The 16674-nt window shown below is 49.6% G+C and carries 15 protein-coding genes; 2 read left to right on the top strand and 13 right to left on the bottom strand.

The window, feature by feature from the left end:
* Positions 1–46: 46 nt before the first annotated feature.
* Both BLT02_RS14535 and BLT02_RS14540 read right to left on the bottom strand, forming a co-directional pair.
* Positions 47–325 carry an Nmad4 family putative nucleotide modification protein gene (locus BLT02_RS14535; RefSeq protein WP_092997102.1) on the bottom strand — a complete coding sequence of 93 codons (279 nt, stop codon included), beginning with the start codon at positions 323–325 and terminating at the stop codon, positions 47–49.
* Between the two features lie 315 nt (positions 326–640).
* Positions 641–1258 (bottom strand): hypothetical protein, encoded by a 618-nt coding sequence (locus BLT02_RS14540; RefSeq protein ID WP_092997105.1) that lies wholly within the window; start codon positions 1256–1258, stop codon positions 641–643.
* 602 nt (positions 1259–1860) lie between these two features.
* Here BLT02_RS14540 and istA point away from each other — a divergent pair.
* Both istA and BLT02_RS14550 read left to right on the top strand, forming a co-directional pair.
* Positions 1861–3177, top strand: coding sequence for an IS21 family transposase (gene istA, locus BLT02_RS14545; RefSeq protein ID WP_092997109.1), 1317 nt, complete (start codon positions 1861–1863; stop codon positions 3175–3177).
* The gene (locus BLT02_RS14550; RefSeq protein WP_242869837.1) at positions 3177–3977 is read left to right on the top strand and encodes an ATP-binding protein; all 801 of its coding nucleotides are present in this window, start codon (positions 3177–3179) and stop codon (positions 3975–3977) included. Before istA ends, BLT02_RS14550 begins: the two co-directional genes overlap by 1 nt.
* Positions 3978–4137: 160 nt before the next feature.
* Here the strand turns inward: BLT02_RS14550 and BLT02_RS14555 are convergent, their stop codons facing one another.
* The 11 genes from BLT02_RS14555 to BLT02_RS17990 form a co-directional block, all read right to left on the bottom strand.
* The gene (locus BLT02_RS14555) at positions 4138–4389 is read right to left on the bottom strand and encodes a hypothetical protein (RefSeq protein WP_139187658.1); all 252 of its coding nucleotides are present in this window, start codon (positions 4387–4389) and stop codon (positions 4138–4140) included.
* The gene (locus tag BLT02_RS14560) at positions 4386–4640 is read right to left on the bottom strand and encodes a CPCC family cysteine-rich protein (RefSeq protein WP_092997145.1); all 255 of its coding nucleotides are present in this window, start codon (positions 4638–4640) and stop codon (positions 4386–4388) included. Before BLT02_RS14560 ends, BLT02_RS14555 begins: the two co-directional genes overlap by 4 nt.
* Before the next feature lie 32 nt (positions 4641–4672).
* Positions 4673–4945, bottom strand: coding sequence for a hypothetical protein (locus BLT02_RS14565; RefSeq protein ID WP_092997115.1), 273 nt, complete (start codon positions 4943–4945; stop codon positions 4673–4675).
* A 206-nt stretch (positions 4946–5151) separates the two neighbouring features.
* Positions 5152–5613, bottom strand: coding sequence for a hypothetical protein (locus tag BLT02_RS17985; RefSeq protein ID WP_092997118.1), 462 nt, complete (start codon positions 5611–5613; stop codon positions 5152–5154).
* A 138-nt stretch (positions 5614–5751) separates the two neighbouring features.
* A complete protein-coding gene (locus BLT02_RS14575; RefSeq protein WP_092997121.1) occupies positions 5752–6372 on the bottom strand; it encodes a hypothetical protein in 621 nt (206 codons plus the stop codon).
* A gap of 9 nt (positions 6373–6381) precedes the next feature.
* Positions 6382–6693, bottom strand: coding sequence for a hypothetical protein (locus BLT02_RS14580; RefSeq protein ID WP_092997124.1), 312 nt, complete (start codon positions 6691–6693; stop codon positions 6382–6384).
* 1262 nt (positions 6694–7955) lie between these two features.
* A complete protein-coding gene (locus BLT02_RS14585; RefSeq protein ID WP_092997127.1) occupies positions 7956–8852 on the bottom strand; it encodes a YodL domain-containing protein in 897 nt (298 codons plus the stop codon).
* Positions 8849–9295 carry a transposon-transfer assisting family protein gene (locus BLT02_RS14590; protein WP_092997131.1) on the bottom strand — a complete coding sequence of 149 codons (447 nt, stop codon included), beginning with the start codon at positions 9293–9295 and terminating at the stop codon, positions 8849–8851. The genes BLT02_RS14585 and BLT02_RS14590 overlap by 4 nt, the downstream gene beginning before the upstream one ends.
* Complete coding sequence (locus BLT02_RS14595; RefSeq protein ID WP_092997134.1) at positions 9292–11574, bottom strand: YodL domain-containing protein; 2283 nt, start codon at positions 11572–11574, stop codon at positions 9292–9294. Before BLT02_RS14595 ends, BLT02_RS14590 begins: the two co-directional genes overlap by 4 nt.
* A 202-nt stretch (positions 11575–11776) precedes the next feature.
* A complete protein-coding gene (locus BLT02_RS14600) occupies positions 11777–12109 on the bottom strand; it encodes a hypothetical protein (RefSeq protein ID WP_092997137.1) in 333 nt (110 codons plus the stop codon).
* 61 nt (positions 12110–12170) lie between these two features.
* The coding region (locus tag BLT02_RS17990) for an Eco57I restriction-modification methylase domain-containing protein (protein WP_242869836.1) at positions 12171–16674 on the bottom strand (4504 nt) is incomplete at its 5' end.

The following is a 16674-nucleotide window of genomic DNA, read 5'->3' on the forward strand; positions in this document are numbered from 1 at the left end:
GAAACAGCCCGCCGCGGGCTGCGTCTCCGATATGTTTGTTTCTTGCTTACTTCTGCTGCATCGCCCAGAGGATTGCGTGGCCGTCATCCTCGAACTCGACCTCGCTGGCTTCTCTCAACCCGATGATCCCTTCACAGGAAAGGTCGTCATCCAAGTGCTCATAAACCGCTCCGAAGTAGCTAGGCTGTCCCTTGCCGTTGTAGTAGTGGCCTGCAACCAGAATCCTGTCACCGAAGGTAAGGATCTTGCTCCAGCGGCTTTCGAGGTCTTCCTGGGTTGTGGGGTTCGGGAGCCTGTATGTTCTCATTGCTTTTTCGATCGTCATCTCTTTGTCCTCAGTTTTCTTTTCCTTATCTTACCTTGCCGGTTCTGACTACTCTGAGCCCCCTAACCTCTTCGAAGTTGCTCCCTTAAGGCTAATCCCGAAGGTAAGCTCGATCTGGTACCGTGCTTCGAATCTGTTGTTTGCCTTCGCGCTGTAGGCTTTGCCGTTCTTCTTGAAGGTGTAGGTTATTTAATATCTTGTCGCATCTTTTCCACCAACTCCATAATAGTATCTGTGGGAATACACTGCATACCATAATAAATAGATTCAGTAATATCATTAGCCTTATCAATAACTTCTTTTGAACTTATAAGATTAATGCATGCGAAAAAAATCTGAGATATGTTTTTGAATATCATTGAAAAGTTCGTGAGATTCTTGTAGTGTCCTTGGTTGTGAGTCAGTAATAAATCTATTCAAATTCCTCAAAGATTGTAAATAATCAGTATACACTTGCCGCTTGTATAAATTCAGTTCTTTTTTATTCTCTGCTTTACGTGTTACACACATCTTTATAAAAGCCTGCGCATTGCTATTAGTAGTCGTCCGCTGGAAAGAAAAGAATCCCGTGCCAAAAAGTCCGATACTTCTTCCGCCGGAAGCATCCAATTCGTAGTTCGTGTATTCACCTCTACCGGCTTTTTCCCAGACTTCATCCCACAACATAGATAGATATTCTTTATCCTCTGGCATTAGATGACTATCATTTACTGTCTTCTTTTTGCTGTCAATACCTTGTTTCCAGGTACCAACCGACGTTAAATACACCAGATTCAAGTCTTTGTAATCTAGCGTCAAAAAGTCATCCAATTTTCCATATGCTTCTATAGTTTCTCGCATCAGCTCATAACAACCATCATGCTGATCCGGATCCATTTCTTCTTTTTCTCGCAGTGCGCTCATTATTGCCTGAACATCATATTCTTCTGCCATCCCATGGTCCTTTCTTGAACTGACTGTTTGCCTTTATAAACTATAATCAATAGTACACCGTTTTCGACGGGCTGTAAAAGAAAAAACTGGCACCTCTCCAAACCGGAAAAGTGCCGTTGTTAGCGTCGGGTGAAAAAGGCCAATTTTAGGCCGGGTGAAAAGGGCCATTATCAGTCGGATTAAAAGGGCCATGCTCAGTCGGATAAAAAAGACCATTTCCAAAATCCCATTAATAAATATAAATGGGTGGCAAAGGGTGGGGGCGGGGGTGCGCGAAGCGCAGGGCCGCAATAGACAATTCGCAACAGTAAACCCTGCAGGTAAGATACCAGCAATTGCCCGATGTCCGGCGGCTGCTGATGACCCTGCTCCCTGAAGCATTGTTCCAAGATCCATCCTGGAATATCCAGATCTGTCAGTGAAAGCCGTCTGCCGGAAAACTGGCAGGCGGCAGCGATGCGGGAATAAAGCTGCAACGTCCATCCCCATAGCGGCGTCTGGAACCGAACCCCGCATCTTTCCAATATAAAAGGCCATTACCACATTTCGCAGTAGTCTTTTATAATGATGAACGCCAATGCATCATTATAATAAGGAGGACTATGAACGAGAATGAACGTAATGACCTTCAGACAACTATAACACATGCGCTGCAGGAAATGAAAGCAGAAGCAGGTGACAGCTTTGATATCACGAAGGTCAATCTCGCGGAGCTTGAACGCCGTACGGGGATATCCCGTAAAAGGCTCCGCAAACTCAAGAAAGACGGATTTGTTGTAAAACCCCATGGACTGTCAGGAAGAAAAAAGGAAAAGACAGTCCTGACCGGATTTGAAGGTGTTATTGACGGGCTCCTTCAAAAAGGGGTTACGAATTCATCCGTGATCAAGGAAAGACTGGATGAAAACGGATACCAGGGAAGCCTTACACCGATAAAGACATATGTTTCGTCACATATGGATCTTGTCCCTGCAAAAAGGCAGCTTGTGGCACCGCAGGGGAACCGCGGCCGTCGGTATACATCTGGTCCTGGCGAATCTTTCCAGATGGACTGGGGGTTTGTTACCGTAGAGCAGGATTCCGGCAGCACCTACAGAGTGGCCTGCTTCGCAATGATCTGCCACCATTGCGGAGAGCGTTATGTGGAATTCTTTCCAAACGCGAAACAGGAAAACCTCTTTATAGGGATGCTCCATGCTTTCCTGAAAATGGGGGTGCCTGAACACGTGCTTACGGACAACATGAAGAGCGTTACGACCGGAAGGGACAGCGAAGGGCATCCCATCTGGAATAATGAGTATGCCGGGTTCATGTCTGCCGTAGGATTCGAGACCAGACTCTGCAAGCCCCGACACCCCTTCACCAAAGGCGCTGTGGAGCGGCTGGTGAGATTTGTGAAAAATAATTTTCTCGCGGGGAGGACGTTTGGGAGCATCACGGATCTCAATTATGAAGCCTGGCGCTGGTGTGACAGGCAGAACAGCCTTTATCATGACGGCGTATACTGCATCCCACATGAAGAACATCAGGAACGCTGCCTCTTATCAGGCGCAGTGCCGCTGGACATGGATTCGGCCGTCAGGCTTTATCTGTGGCCTGAGCGCAGGATCTCTTTTGACGGTTTCATAAACTATGAAGGCCGCAGGTTTGGTGTCCCGTACAGCTATACCGGAAAAGCCTGCCGCGTCAGCAGGCAGGAATTTACCCTGTATATATACACTCCTGACCTGAAGCGTAAGCTGGCAGAGCACAACGTCACATGGAGCCGTCACGACAGTTTCTGCAAGGACCAGTATGCGGTGAAGCAGCCTGAGGAATTTCCGACAGCACCGGTCAGCACGGTGATCCGCCAGAGCAGCCCGCCACCGAGCGCAGATTCTTTTGACCATTTCAACTTCGATAAGGAGGTGGAGTGGTAATGGATAAAGGATCTGTATTTGAACGTATTGGGCATAGCTGCGCTGCCTTAGATATAGACTTTTCTTCAGTCGAAATGGCCACCTATGCGAATGAAAATACCTTTTCACAGGAGCAGCTTGCTGCTGTTGCAGATCTGTTCGGCTATCTCGAAGAGAAAAAACGCCAGGCTGCGATAGACTTCCTTCTTAAAACAAGCCGGCTGCCGCTCAAAGTTCCAAAAACCTTTGATTGTTTTGATTTCGGGCGTATACACGGAAAAGACTCAGAGAGTGTAAGAAACCTCTCAGCTTTAACGGAAATATACGCCAGAAAAAACATTGCGTTGATCGGTCCGCCAGGGGTCGGGAAGACGCATCTGGCCCAGGCATATGGAAGATCCTGCTGCCGCCGGAGCTTCAAAACGTATTTTCTGAAGGCTTCAGAACTGAAGGCAAAGTTCGTCAATGCAAGGAAATACGGAAGGGAAGACTCAGTGATCTCTGGACTTGTAAAACCGTCATGCCTGATCATAGACGAAGTCGGAAGGTGTATATTTGACCGTGAATCCACCGGCATGTTTTTTGACCTGGTCGACAGGCGCTATGAAAAGGAAGGTGCGAACTGCATGATCTTTACCAGCAATAAACAGCCAAACGACTGGCTTGAGTTCTTCCGTTGTAACGATGACCTTAAAGCGGCACTTGACCGCCTGTTTGACGACGCTAAAGTTATCACTTTTAAAGGTGAGAGCTATAGGGGCAGAAAACGGGAGATCTTCGCTGTTGAAGCAGGTGATCCCAATGCCCATACCGCAACCTGATCCACCAATTCAAATGTAATAAATGATGCATTGGCCTTTTTTATCCGACTACTAATTGGCCCTTTTTACCCGACCCTGAATGGCCCTTCTCGCTCGACGCTAACACCGTATATACTATCCAACTATATTCTCTTTATACTCATCCATCCAAACCCACTTTTTACCCACAACTATAACCAATTTCCGCAGATGCGTCATCAGCAGGCTCTTTTTGCTCGAAAAACTCCTCAATCCATGCCATACGCTCCTTACACCGCTCTCTTGCCCTTTCCTCTGAGTAATGCCATGAGCTATAGACGAGGCACACAACGATATCCTCGATATATTCCTGAATATCTTTATAGTCCAGGAAGGTGCGTCTCTCCATACAGAATTTCTTTACTTCCTCTTCTGTCATTTTCCTAATCATCATTTCACCTCCATATCAATCGCCTGTTCTTCTTCATTAGCCCATTTTGGTCTCCATCCAGCTTTCCACTTTGCTCTATACTCATTCAGACTTTCACGGTTCGCACACCGGTCTTCGTCGGGGTTTATGAGCTGTACCAGGTCATCAGTCCATCCACACACCTCGCAAGTCTCGAAGGATCCTTCATAAGGAAACTTGAATTTTCCACAGACAGGGCACATATGTCCATCATTTTCTTTAATAATCTTACTCATATCATCCTTTTGTCTCCGATCATTGAGAAGGATCAATCTTCAATATCTTTTCGAATAATCTCCTCCGCCTCATCCTCGGTAGCGCCATACCTTACCATATAAGCCTTCGCTTCTTCTTCAGTAATTACTCTGGCAGGCTCAAAGCCATAAAAGTATCCACATGTCAGTTCCCATTTCTCATTCCAAAACTTCTCATCAACTTTCCAGATATAGCCCGTAAAAATCCCCTTCTCCGGATCGCGAACTTTCTTCATAATCAGATCAAGTCCGCAATCATCTGTGTAAAAGTATGTTACTTCTCTCATGGCTGTTACCTCCCTGTTAATCCAGATCTTCTGAGCACATTACAATTGTATCAATCAGACCATTACAAAAGGTCGCCTGCAAAGCGACACTTTGTTTATTTGTGCACTAAAAAAGACAGGCATGAATGAGGACCGCATTGCAGTCCCTTCCATGCCTGTCTTAAATTTTGTGTATACATGTCTGTTGCCGGAAGCAGCCAGACCCATCATCTGTTTTCTCTCTTTTTTGAGATTCTTGCCTTGTAGCGCCTGAGCCGTTCGAGTACGGACTTTCGCAGGTTCATGGGTACTTTTCCTTTCCTGCGCTGCTTCTTTATGGAGGCAGGCTCCTGTGGACTGTCAGCTGTCGGCTTTTCAGCCGGATCATTTTGGGTGGAAGCTTGATCCTTTGAAGCAGGTTCCTTATCAGGAGGCTTTTCTGCGGCTATTTGTTCTTCCTCCTGGCACTTTATGTATTCCCGGATCTGGCGGACTGTCTCGGGTGTGAATCCCTTTAGGTATCCTCGGCTGCGATATGCTCGCGGCTGTCCAGGACCGCGTAGGCGGCGTTTGTCCCGTGTTTCTGGCTCTGCATGAGCAGGAAGTGGTGCCCGTCGACCCATGGTCCGCTGGCAAAGCGGCAAAGCGCATCCTATGGCTTTCTTTGCCAAGGCAATGTAGCCTACCATGTGCTACTCATGTTAAGAGCTTTTCGACAGCATAAGAATTATCCGCTGGTTGGGGTTATGTCCCACAGTGGCTGTTTAATAAGGCCCTGTCAACCGTCAAATATGGCCATATGCATTCTATTATAATTTGCTGTTTAATTAGTTTCTTAATTCTGTCAAAAGTTCAAGGTTTCTGGCTGCAATGGGATTCGCATTAATTAATTCCATAGCCTCACTGTTTGTGTAATAGCAGTCGGTATACCAACTGCTGCAGTTACTATAATGATTTGCTACATCAGGCGTTACAAAATGATAACCATATATTGCAAAGAGATCATTAATCACCCATTGAACTGCTGTTTCGCTTTCATAGTATCCTTCATTGGACAAAGATTCTAGTTCGGCATCTGTAAGTACAGATTTGTTGATTGAGGGAACTATTAGAAGAAATGAGTCAAACCGCTTTCTATATGTCGGGCCCTGAGTCGTCTCGCTGTCAAAATACTCTTCCGAATAATCTGAAACATATCCGTTTTCCTGTGCGTTATAGTTGGCAGCATCTTCGATTTCCGATATTGGGGAAGCAGTTGCAGTTTTGCTTTCATAGTCTGTGTCAAAAGGCTTTTTAAAATGTGAATAGATTAACCAGACACTTATGGCGACAACAGCAATTATTAACCACCAGGGAATTGTAAATTCCAATTTACCGAAATACTGCCGGGGAGCTTCTGTACGGTAGGTTATTTTTCTTCCGTTATATTCTAATTCTCCTTTATTCATATAAAGTCCCTACTTTAAGTTCACAATGATTTTTGAGCCCCAGAATATTTCGAAATCAGCAATATGAACTGTGACGCCGTTTTTATTTGCAGACAGTGAAAAGTTAAGGTTCCCTCTTATATAATTAGGCTGAAGCTTCACATAAATGATACCCCTTCGATTGGCTTCAATAGCTGATTTGACAATAGCCACGATCTCTCTTTCAGAAAGGCTAGGTGCGTAACTATTGAAGGAAGGAGACACAAGATAACCACGGGTGCCTAAATCTTGAACATCATAGTTGCAGTTATTATAATCCACAGTAGCAAGCCTATTTTCCATTTCTATTTATTCATCCTCTCATAAAAAACTGCCATGACGGAGCTTTGTCACCGTCTCCACGAGGTATGATTCAACCCCCGCATCGCTCGCAACTCGCCCCGCTCGCTTACGCTTCGTGTGGCTTTATTGCTCGTGAGGGGGCGGAAAGCCTTCGAAAAGATGCCCATGACCCCTTACGGGGTCAGTGCGTCCTTTTATCGGCTTCTCGAACCTGTTGAATCATAAAAAAAAGCCCTGTTCGTAAACAGGGCATTAACACGTATATGGACATCTGATCTGCATTAGATGATAAAGGCGGTTTGGACCAGATAACATATAGGAGTATTAATAAAACCTGTTTTATTAATATTATATTGAGTGTTGATAACAGTATTCAAGGTCATTGGTTTCCTCGTGCAGATCTTTTCTCTTTCTCTGCAGCTCTCTCTTTAAATAGTGGGATTTTTTTATAGTGGACTCAATTGTGTGCTTACAGCTAATCTATAGAATGTAGGAAGCTACGTTAAACAGCTTTTCTGCCTACATAGTATCATATAGCCGCTGTTTGTCAAGGTAGTTACCAGTAAAACCGATATTCCTTGTTGCTATGTTTTATCCTAATTAAGCCGTCTTGTAGCATTAATGCATAGGGCTTCCTAAAGCAGCTCTTGTGAATTTTGTTTTTATATATTTTGTGAGATTTTCAGCTTCATTCAGCGTATCAAACATTCCAATGCTCAGAAACGACTCCGCTGAACCCAAGTGTGGATATCCAATTGCTTAGGTACCTACAATTCTGGCAGGAATAAGCTTGCCGATAGTTCAAGATGCCCCATCCGCTTTTGATCAAACACTTATATTTGTCAAAATTAGTAACATTATTGATATAACTACGTCTTCTTATCCTGGAGCAGAATCCTGAGAGTCGTCCTCACAGGATACACGCCAAGATCAATAAGTTTTTTCAATGAATTCCCCCTATCGGTCGTAATCTAATACTACCTTATCCTTTAATAATTTCCATCCACAAACATCTACATCATCTTAGAGCAATATAAACTGGGAATTAGCGTCACAGTAGCATATCATCAGCTAATGCAACAGCACTCGAGTTGTCTTTGTGGGGCAGTCGTATTGAGTACTTTTCTCTTACTCTTAATGCGACAGCCCCATTATTTTTGTCTGCGACACAATAAGACAGGCTGGGAAGGAACCGCAGTCCCTTCCCAGCTTGTCTTAAGTTTTGTGTATACATGTCTATGGTCCGGAAGTAGCCAGACCCATCATCTGTTTTCTCTCTTTTTTGAGATTCCTGCCTGGTAGCGCCTGAGCCGTTCGAGCACTGACTTTCGCAACCTCATCGGTACTTTGCCCTTCCTGCGTTTTTTCCTTCGACGCTTCTTTATAGTAGCAAACTCCTGCTTTCTGTCAGGTACCGGCCTATCCGCCGGAGCGCTTTTTGGAGATTCTGGATCCCTAGAAACAGGTTCTTCTTCTGGCGCCTTTACTTGATTGAACCTTTTGTCCGTACCCTTCTTTTCGTTGCCACCGCTTTCAGGTTCTTCTTCAGGAGGCTTTTCTGTGGCTTTTTGCCCTTCTTCTTGGCGCTTTACGTATTCCCGGATCTGGCGGACTGTCTCAGGCGTGAATCCCTTATAGGTATCCTCGGCTGCGATATGCCCGCGGCTGTCCAGGACCGCATAGGCTGCGTTAGTTCCGTGTTTCTGGCTCTGCATGAGCAGGAAGTGGTGCCCGTCGATCCATGTCTCCTCCGCGGCGAACCAGTTCCCTGCGCGGCCTTCGATCTGGTAATCCCTTGTATCCATCGTAAGGAGTCCTGATGAAGATGCCACATGGAAGAAGCCCTTCAGGGGGACAAGGGACTGTTTGTCGGCATAAAATGCTTCTGTGATGCCTTCACGCGTTATGGCCAGCACGTCACCAACAGCGAGCGTATCCCCGGAAGCGTCCGCAGGCAGGTCCTTTCCAAGCCGCCTGCGCAGTTCCATTTCCGTCGTTTCCGGGTCAAATTCGGACAGGTAAAGCTGGTCATAATAGTCAGAGCGGACCTGCAATCCGTACTGCTGAAGGTATGCGTAGGACTGGTGCCGCCTTGTTCTTGTTTCCTTCGTGTCCCTTCGGAGCCGGTAAACGGAAAACTGGTTCACTGGTCCGCTCATGTGTCTCCTCCCGCCTTATTTTTCGCCTGTGAGCCTTCCTTTTCCGTCTTCTGAGCAGTTCCGGCGGAATTTGCAGGTGTGCTGGAGCCGGCATTCCGGGTGTTGTCCTTTTCTGTCTCAGAAGCTGCTTCAGTGGCATTTTGTATACCATTATGGATTCTGCTCTCCTCGCCAGGATTCTCAGAGTCCGATGTGGCTTCCGGATCCTCTTCCTCTTCCCAGGCAAGCTCCTCGCGGTATCCGTCAATGGCAAGCTCCTCAAATTCCCTGTCGGAGATCCTTTTCAGTTTCTCTGACGCGCTCACAATGAGGGCATGCATATCAGGATCCTCTGTAAGCTCTTCGAGTACCCCGGACATCTTTGCCGCGGTCTCCTCCCTGCTTCCGGGCTCAAAAACAGCAATGGCAAACAGTTCTTCTTCATCAAAAGTGATTTTTCTCATAGTGCAGGTTCTCCTTTCCTGTGCTGCGCGGTGCGTGTCCTTTCCTCGCGGGCAGGCACGTGGTCACGGACTTTTTTCTGATGTGCACGAAGGTCTGCAAGAACCGACTCCCTTCGTTTTCCGGGCGCCGGTTTCGGATCCCGTAAGCCGGCAGCTCCGGGAGTTTCCACCTGCTGCTCAGGTTGTGTTCTGGTGTCTTCCTTTGCGGGTACGGCAGCCGTATCTTTCGTGCTTTCCAGTGGTGCCAGGGCAGTCCGCGCTTCAGCGAGTACTTCTTTTATTTTCACATTCCCCTCTGAGTGATCTTGGGAATTAAAAGCGCTTTCCTGCAGCTTTCCCGAGGCAATAAGAGGCACTGACAGAGCAGGCCCATTTCCATCGTCGATCCTGTATCCGATCCCCTTCCCACCGTTCATACCGCCATCTGGAATGTCCTGATAAAGCTGCACGGCCTGTTCAAGTGTAAGGTTGTCATGGTATTTGCCCATGACGGGGAAATCCATGCATTCCGCCACATAATAGGTCATGACAGGTTTCGATGTGGTCTCCCGCCTTTCTTCAGACAGTGCTTTTCCCTCGGGAAGGTTTTTTTCAGCGATTCCTTTGAGCGGTTCTTTTTCATCCGGAAAGCTTTTTTCGGCGACTTCTGCGGACCGTTCTTTTCCATCCGGGATGGTTTTTTCAGTACCTTTTTCGGGAAGCTTTTTCCCATCCGGGGTATTGATTTCAGCAGCTTTTTCAGTATCTCTTTCAGCAACTGTATCCTCCCGGATCTCCGGGGAAGCGGAATCCCGTGAATGGTCTTCCAGTGCATGGTCTCCCTGCGCATGGTCCTCCAACGTTTGCTGTTCGCGCAGAAATTCCGGCACTTCCTGGAATCCAATTCTGTCCACGTAAAAGGCGCGTTCTTCACCAGACCTGCGCATGACGATGATGTCGCTCATGCTCATGGAGTGGCCCCTGTAATCCTCCGGATAGTTCCCCTCATTAAAGCGTGCATACAGTGTGTCAAGGGTATCATCCGGCTTCAGAGGGGCTTCATAAACCTGCCGGTAATACTCTGGCCTGATTTCCAGGCCGTTTTCTTTCACAAAGTCCATCTCCATGAAAAGAATATCCCTGCCGTGAGAATCCTCGATTATCTGGTAGACCGTGAACCTGTCTTCGTCATGGCTGTCCTCGCGGGCAGCTTCCCTTTCCTTCATTCTCTCAGCCATATAATCGGTCACTTCATCGATGATCTGCGAGGCCGTGATTCGGATCGTGTCCATCGATTCATGGAGTGTCTTCGTGTCCTGTCCGCCACTCCAGGATCCCAGATAGGGGATGCTATAGTCAGACGAGTCGATCTTAAAGCGGAAAAGAACGGTGTACGCGACAGCTTCGGCCTCCAGTTCTTTTACCTGCTGGGACTTTATGTCTCCCTGCTCACGCATCATGTCCCGGTCATGGAGGCGGGCGTGGGCAATCTCATGAACTGCTGTCTTGACCGTTTGGATCTCGCTCATGCCTTCCTTAATCACGATCTCTTTTGCCCTGTTGTCGTAATAGCCTTTTGCCCCGCCCTCGATCACGTCAAAACGGATCGGGGCGGGAGAAGCTCTGCGGAGGGCGTCCATAAAAAGTCCGTAATTTTCGGCATTTCCTTCCAGTTCCGGCACATCCAGTTCCGGGAGCGGCTCGCCGAAGGTCTGCGACGCGTCAAACACCTTGGCCACTTTAAAGCGGGGTACGGTGATCTCTACTTCCTCCATCTTCGGGTTCCCGTTCCCGTCAAGGACAGGTCTCCCTGTTGCGGGATCTGTGACCTCGCGTTCTGTTTTCTTCTTGTAAGGGGCGGGGGCAATAATGGAGATCCCTTTCTGGCCCCGTTTCACCTGACGGTTGAACTTTTTCTGCCAGTTGGTATAGCTTGCCACATGTGTCGCCTCCGGCATCTGCATCGAGATCAGGAGGATGTTGTTGGCGCTGTAGTGATGGAATTTGGCCATAGTCTCAAGCACCTTTTTGAACTGGACATCGTTTGCCATGTACTCCTTCACGCCTGCCTCAAGGCGGTCTGTGATGGCTTTCAGCTGTTCCCTCCGCTCTGCCGCCACTTCCTTCCAGCTTTTCTTTACAAAATCCTTCTTGCCGTCTTTTTCAGGCTTTTTTGATGATCTGTTGCTGTCTGCTGTGTCTTTATCTTTCTCCACGCCTTTCTTCAGGCCGGATGACGATGCTTCAGGCTTTTCTGCGGCAGCTCTCACAGCGTCTTTCCTTTCCATGTTTCCATCCATTTGTTAAAAAACTCCTTTCCCCGGGAGGTCCATGCAGGCAGCTTTGTAGTGCCTTTGCATGGATTCTGCTCCCGGACAAATATTCTTCTTTTTTACTCTACAGTTGGATCACTTTTTTGAGATCCAACGCATCACCCGCATTCGCAAAAACAGCGCTTTGCGTTGCAAGCGTACACGCCGAGGTTTTTCTTCCGTACAGTCTTTAAAGCCCTCCCAGGGCAGGTTCCGCTCTTGCCCTGGGAGCTGCAGGAGGAACTGTGAGCGCTGTTGCAATTTCTGCTTTCTTTTCCTGCAGCCTTCCGATTACGGACGTCTTTTGGCGGTTCCCTTCCGGAAGGGGAGATCTGCCTTCACTATTTAAGCCCGGTGCCGTTTTGACTGCCCTCTCTGCGAAGGATGCAGCGCCAGGGAGCCTGTCCGCCACGATGTCCGCAGTATCCCTCCCAGACTTTGTGGAGCCTTCCCTGAGGGACTGGTCGGTCTCTTCGTCAACACCAAGGGTATCTGTCGGAGAGTGCTCATCCATGTTCAGCATGGCATTCAGGCTGGCAAGGCGCGCGGATTTCTCCTGAAGCTCCGCCTCGTGAGTAAAAGGTTTATTGACCTCTTCCTTTGCAGCGGCAAGCTGTCCCTGCAGGGTTCTTGCCGACTTCTACCGTATAACTGCACTGGCGTTTCAGCGTAAGGAGGTAGCTCTGGGTGAAGCCGTCAAAAGCGGCACTCATGACAAAGCCCGCGTATTCTCCGATCTGGCCGCAGGTGCGAACGGCTTTGAGCCCTGCGCAGGCCGCGATCAGGGCGGTTCCCGCCTCCTTTCTGTCGGTGAACTCTTTTCCCCCAATCGTCATGGAAAAGCCGTCGTACTCTTTTTCTTTCTCTTTGTTCCTGGCTTTGGATGACTCTTTTGCAGTGGGAGCAGTATTCCTGTCAGCTGTCGGACCTTCAGTACTGGTCTTTGTCGCCTCTTTTGCAGTGGAAACGGTACCCACATCGGCTGATGGGCCTTCGGCGCCGTTTCCGGCATTTTCAGTGCTGCCTGATGTCTCAACAGCAAGTGACATCTGGACAGCCTTTACCTTTTCTTTTACCTGGTCCTGATACTTACGGAACGCCGCAAGATCCGTCTCCAGGCCGCCGATCCTTTCCTTCACAGCCGTGATCTGGATGGGGTAGGTACGGGCGATGTCTGATTCCAGACGGTAGTGTTCGTTGGTGTGGTTTGCCTTCAGGAGCTTCAATTTTGTGACCTGGATGTCCAGATCCATTTTTTCTTTGATATAGGGGTTGCCCGTGGCCAGCGCCTTGATCTCTGCATAGGACAGTGCCGTCCCGTCAACATCCTCACAGGAGCGGACAGGGGATTTGGATGTCATGATCTGCGAGATAAACTTCTGTTTCTGTTCCAGGATCTGCCAGGAATAGGAATCAAAGCTTGATTCCGTCACATAGCGGTAGATCCGGACCTTTGCGTTCCGGTTGCCCTGCCTGAGGATCCTGCCTTCCTGCTGTTCAAGGTCGGATGGCTTCCAGGGACAGTCGAGATGGTGCAGGGCAATCAGGCGGTCCTGCACGTTGGTGCCAGCGCCGAGCTTCGGGGTAGATCCCATGAGGATCCGCACCTGGCCGGAGCGGACTTTTGCAAAGAGTTCTTCCTTGCGGGTCTCTGTGTTCGCCTCATGGATAAAGGCGATCTCTTCTTTCGGGATGCCTTTTTTCACCAGCTTTTCACGAATATCATCATAGACATTAAAGGAACCGTCGCCCTTCGGGGTCGAAAGGTCGCAGAAGCAGAGCTGCGTCAGGCGGTCCTTCGCTGTTTTCTGCCAGATACCGAACATGTTCTCCACACAGCGGTTCACTTTGCTTTCCGGATTGTCCGGCAGTATAGGGTTGATGAGCCGCTGGTCGAGAGCGCATTTCCGTCCGTCATTGGTGATCTTGAGCATGTTGTCCTCGGTTGGCTGGACCCTGACCGCGCGGACGAGCTCTGCGCGGTCGGCGAAAGAGGAGACCAGTTCTTTCTGCTCCTCGCTTGGCTTGATGACTTCATTGATGTATTCCGCTTCCGGTACAGGAAGGTCGAGCATGTCAGAGGTCTGGATGTCGGCAGATTCTTTAAAGAGAGTGATCAGCTCTGGCAGGTTGTAAAAGCGCGCGAAGCGGGTCTTTGCGCGGTAGCCGGTGCCTTCCGGTGCCAGTTCAATGGCGGTGACCGTTTCTCCGAAAGCTGCTGCCCATGAGTCAAAATGTCCCATGCCAAGCCTCTGCAGCGTCCCGTACTGGAGATAGCGCATGACGGTATAGAGCTCCACCATGGAGTTGGAGACCGGGGGCCCGGTCGCGAAGGTGACACCCCTGCCTCCTGTGATCTCATCCAGGTACTGGCATTTCATGAACATGTCCGAACATTTCTGCGCGTCGGTCTGGGAGATACCGGCCACGTTACGCATCTTTGTGTAGAAGAAGGCGTTTTTGTAAAAATGGCTCTCGTCCACAAAGAGGCGGTCCACACCGAGCTGTTCAAAGGTCACGACGTCGTCCTTGCGCTTCTGGTCGTTCAGCTTTGCCAGTCTCACTTCCAGGGTCTTGCGGGTCTTTTCCATCTGCTTGATCGTGTAGTTCTCCCCCCTTTCGTATTTCATTGCTGAGATTGCACCCTCGATGTCATCGATCTGGGACCGTATATTGGCAATCTGGCGTTCCCTGGAAAGCGGGATCCTTTCAAACTGACTGTGCCCGATGATCACGGCGTCATATTCGCCGGTCGCAATGCGGGAACAGAATTTCTTCCGGTTGGCAGGCTCGAAATCTTTCTTTGTCGCGACAAGGATGTTTGCACCGGGATAGAGCCTGAGGAAGTCGCTCCCCCATTGCTCAATCAGGTGGTTGGGGACGACATACAGGCACTTCTGGGCCAGTCCCATGCGCCTGCTTTCCATGCCCGCGGCGATCATCTGGAAGGTCTTCCCGGCGCCGACGCAGTGTGCCAGGAGCGTATTGCCGCCATAGAGGATATGAGCTACAGCGTTTTTCTGGTGCTGCATGAGGGCGATCTCCGGCGTCATCCCGACAAAGCGTATGTGGGAGCCGTCATACTCCCGGGGGCGGGTGCTGTTGAACAGTTCATTGTACTTTTTGCATAGAGCCTCCCTTCTGTCGATGTCGCGGAAGACCCATTCCCTGAAGGCTTCCTTGATCATTTCCTGTTTCTGCTGTGCCAGCATGGTTTCCTTCTTGTTCAGGACACGCCGCTCCCTGCCCTCGGCGTCCTGTACAACGTCATAGATCTTGGTGTCGCGCAGGTTCAGCGCGTCCTCTAAAAGCCGGTAGGCATTGACGCGCGTAGTTCCATAGGTCGCTGTTACCAGAGGGTTCCCGTAGGAATCTCTGTTCTTTCCCGAAACGTTCCACTGGCCGTTGACTGCTGCATAGCGGACGTCGATGTCCTTGCCGAGCAGGTACCAGGGCGTCTTGAAAGTCTCCCCCATGAATTCCGTGATATATTCCGGGTCTACCCAGGTCGCGCCGAGGCGCACTTCGATCTCCGAAGCGTCGAGGTCTTTGGGCAGCACCCGTTCGAGTGCCTGCACGTTGATGTCATATTCCGGGTCTTTGGATGCAAAGGAACGGGCTGTTTCAAGTTTTGCGCGGACGTTTCCGGAGAGGTATTCGTCTGAGTTTTCATACCTGCCTGTCAAGGGGTTTTTGAAGATGACGCCTGTCAGTTCCTGTGCGACTTCGTCCTCCGTTTTTCCTGTAAGCTGTGCCATATATTCGAGGTCCACACGTGCTTTCTCCCCGATGGAGAGGGCGAGGGCCTCACTTGCCGTATCCACGCTTGTCACAGGTTCCGCACGCCGGATCGTCCGTTTGGTAAAGATATCGGCCTTGCGGTCAAACCTGCCTTCCTCATCAAGGATCTCAAGGGATGCCAGGAGGCAGTAGCTGGAATCCTGTGAGAAGGCCCGCCGGTTGGCGGTGCTGCTGATGATCCCGTACTGGGCAGTGAATTCATCGTAGCTGCGGTTCAGGCGGCGCTGGATGGAAGAGACTTCCGCATCGCTCCTGTCCTCCAGCTGGGCTTGCAGCAGCTCCTGAACGATGTCCCGCAGCTCGATCATGCCGAGGATGCGCTCTGCCGTTGTGGCCGGAAGATCCATGCGATGCATACGGGAGTTCTCACGGTAGTAGACATGGCCGTCGATATTGGTATAGCTGAAGTTTTTGACTGAAGGATCCGCAGGGATCGAAAGATCCTCATCTTCCAGTTCAGAGTCCGTGATCTCCGGGGCGGTGATCTCCCCCTGAATATGGCTCATAGCTTCACGGAGCTGATCCGAAAGAAGAGCTCCCGCAACCGGCTTTACTGTCACTTCCTGCCTTCCGTACTGTGTGCTTTCTGTTGTGAATTCTCCGAGTACCATCTCCGGATGCTCAGCAAAATAGCTGTTCACCAAATAGCCTTCCAGTGTCGTACCCAGATGTACCCAGCCGGGTTCTTCCAGGGACATGCGGTCCCGCTTCTGGAAAAACAAGATGTCCGCCACGACGCCGGTATTTGCATTGCGCAGGAAAGCGTTATCCGGAAGGCGGACCGCTCCCAGAAGGTCTGCCCTGTGCGCTATGTACTTCCTCACAGATTCATTCTGCTTGTCCATCGTGCCGCTGGATGTGACAACAGCAACTACGCCGCCGGGACGTACAAGATCCAGTGATCTCGCGATGAAATAGTCATGGATCAGGAAATTGTGCCGGTCATACCTGGAGTCCGCCACCTTGTACTGGCCGAAGGGCACGTTTCCGATCACGGCATCAAAAAAGCTGTCCGGGAAAGAGGTTGTCTCAAATCCCTGAACAGCAATGTTGTTTTTCTGATAAAGTTGTCTGGCGATCCTGCCGGATACAGAGTCGAGCTCCACACCGTACATGCGCATGTCTGACATGCTCTCCGGAAGGAGCCCCATGAAATTGCCGACACCGCAGGACGGTTCCAGCATGTTTCCGGAGGAAAGGCCCATCTGTTCCAAAGCTCCATACATGGCTTTGATCACGGTAGGTGATGTATAAAAAGCATTGAGCGTGCTCGCCCTGGCTTCACGG

Origin of the sequence: Sarcina sp. DSM 11001 (assembly GCF_900101015.1) — a bacterium.
Taxonomy (GTDB): Bacteria; Bacillota; Clostridia; order Lachnospirales; family Lachnospiraceae; genus CAG-791.

What these genes read in the sequence shown, in the direction of transcription:
- BLT02_RS14580 (WP_092997124.1), bottom strand. Translation starts at nt 6,693, where the DNA reads ATGGAAAATAGGCTTGCTACTGTGGATTATAATAACTGCAACTATGAT.
- BLT02_RS14555 (WP_139187658.1), bottom strand. Translation starts at nt 4,389, where the DNA reads ATGATGATTAGGAAAATGACAGAAGAGGAAGTAAAGAAATTCTGTATG.
- BLT02_RS14575 (WP_092997121.1), bottom strand. Translation starts at nt 6,372, where the DNA reads ATGAATAAAGGAGAATTAGAATATAACGGAAGAAAAATAACCTACCGT.
- BLT02_RS14595 (WP_092997134.1), bottom strand. Translation starts at nt 11,574, where the DNA reads ATGGATGGAAACATGGAAAGGAAAGACGCTGTGAGAGCTGCCGCAGAA.
- BLT02_RS14535 (WP_092997102.1), bottom strand. Translation starts at nt 325, where the DNA reads ATGACGATCGAAAAAGCAATGAGAACATACAGGCTCCCGAACCCCACA.
- BLT02_RS14585 (WP_092997127.1), bottom strand. Translation starts at nt 8,852, where the DNA reads ATGAGCGGACCAGTGAACCAGTTTTCCGTTTACCGGCTCCGAAGGGAC.
- BLT02_RS14590 (WP_092997131.1), bottom strand. Translation starts at nt 9,295, where the DNA reads ATGAGAAAAATCACTTTTGATGAAGAAGAACTGTTTGCCATTGCTGTT.
- BLT02_RS17985 (WP_092997118.1), bottom strand. Translation starts at nt 5,613, where the DNA reads ATGGTAGGCTACATTGCCTTGGCAAAGAAAGCCATAGGATGCGCTTTG.
- BLT02_RS14565 (WP_092997115.1), bottom strand. Translation starts at nt 4,945, where the DNA reads ATGAGAGAAGTAACATACTTTTACACAGATGATTGCGGACTTGATCTG.
- BLT02_RS14550 (WP_242869837.1), top strand. Translation starts at nt 3,177, where the DNA reads ATGGATAAAGGATCTGTATTTGAACGTATTGGGCATAGCTGCGCTGCC.
- BLT02_RS14600 (WP_092997137.1), bottom strand. Translation starts at nt 12,109, where the DNA reads ATGCTGAACATGGATGAGCACTCTCCGACAGATACCCTTGGTGTTGAC.
- BLT02_RS14560 (WP_092997145.1), bottom strand. Translation starts at nt 4,640, where the DNA reads ATGAGTAAGATTATTAAAGAAAATGATGGACATATGTGCCCTGTCTGT.
- istA (WP_092997109.1), top strand. Translation starts at nt 1,861, where the DNA reads ATGAACGAGAATGAACGTAATGACCTTCAGACAACTATAACACATGCG.
- BLT02_RS14540 (WP_092997105.1), bottom strand. Translation starts at nt 1,258, where the DNA reads ATGGCAGAAGAATATGATGTTCAGGCAATAATGAGCGCACTGCGAGAA.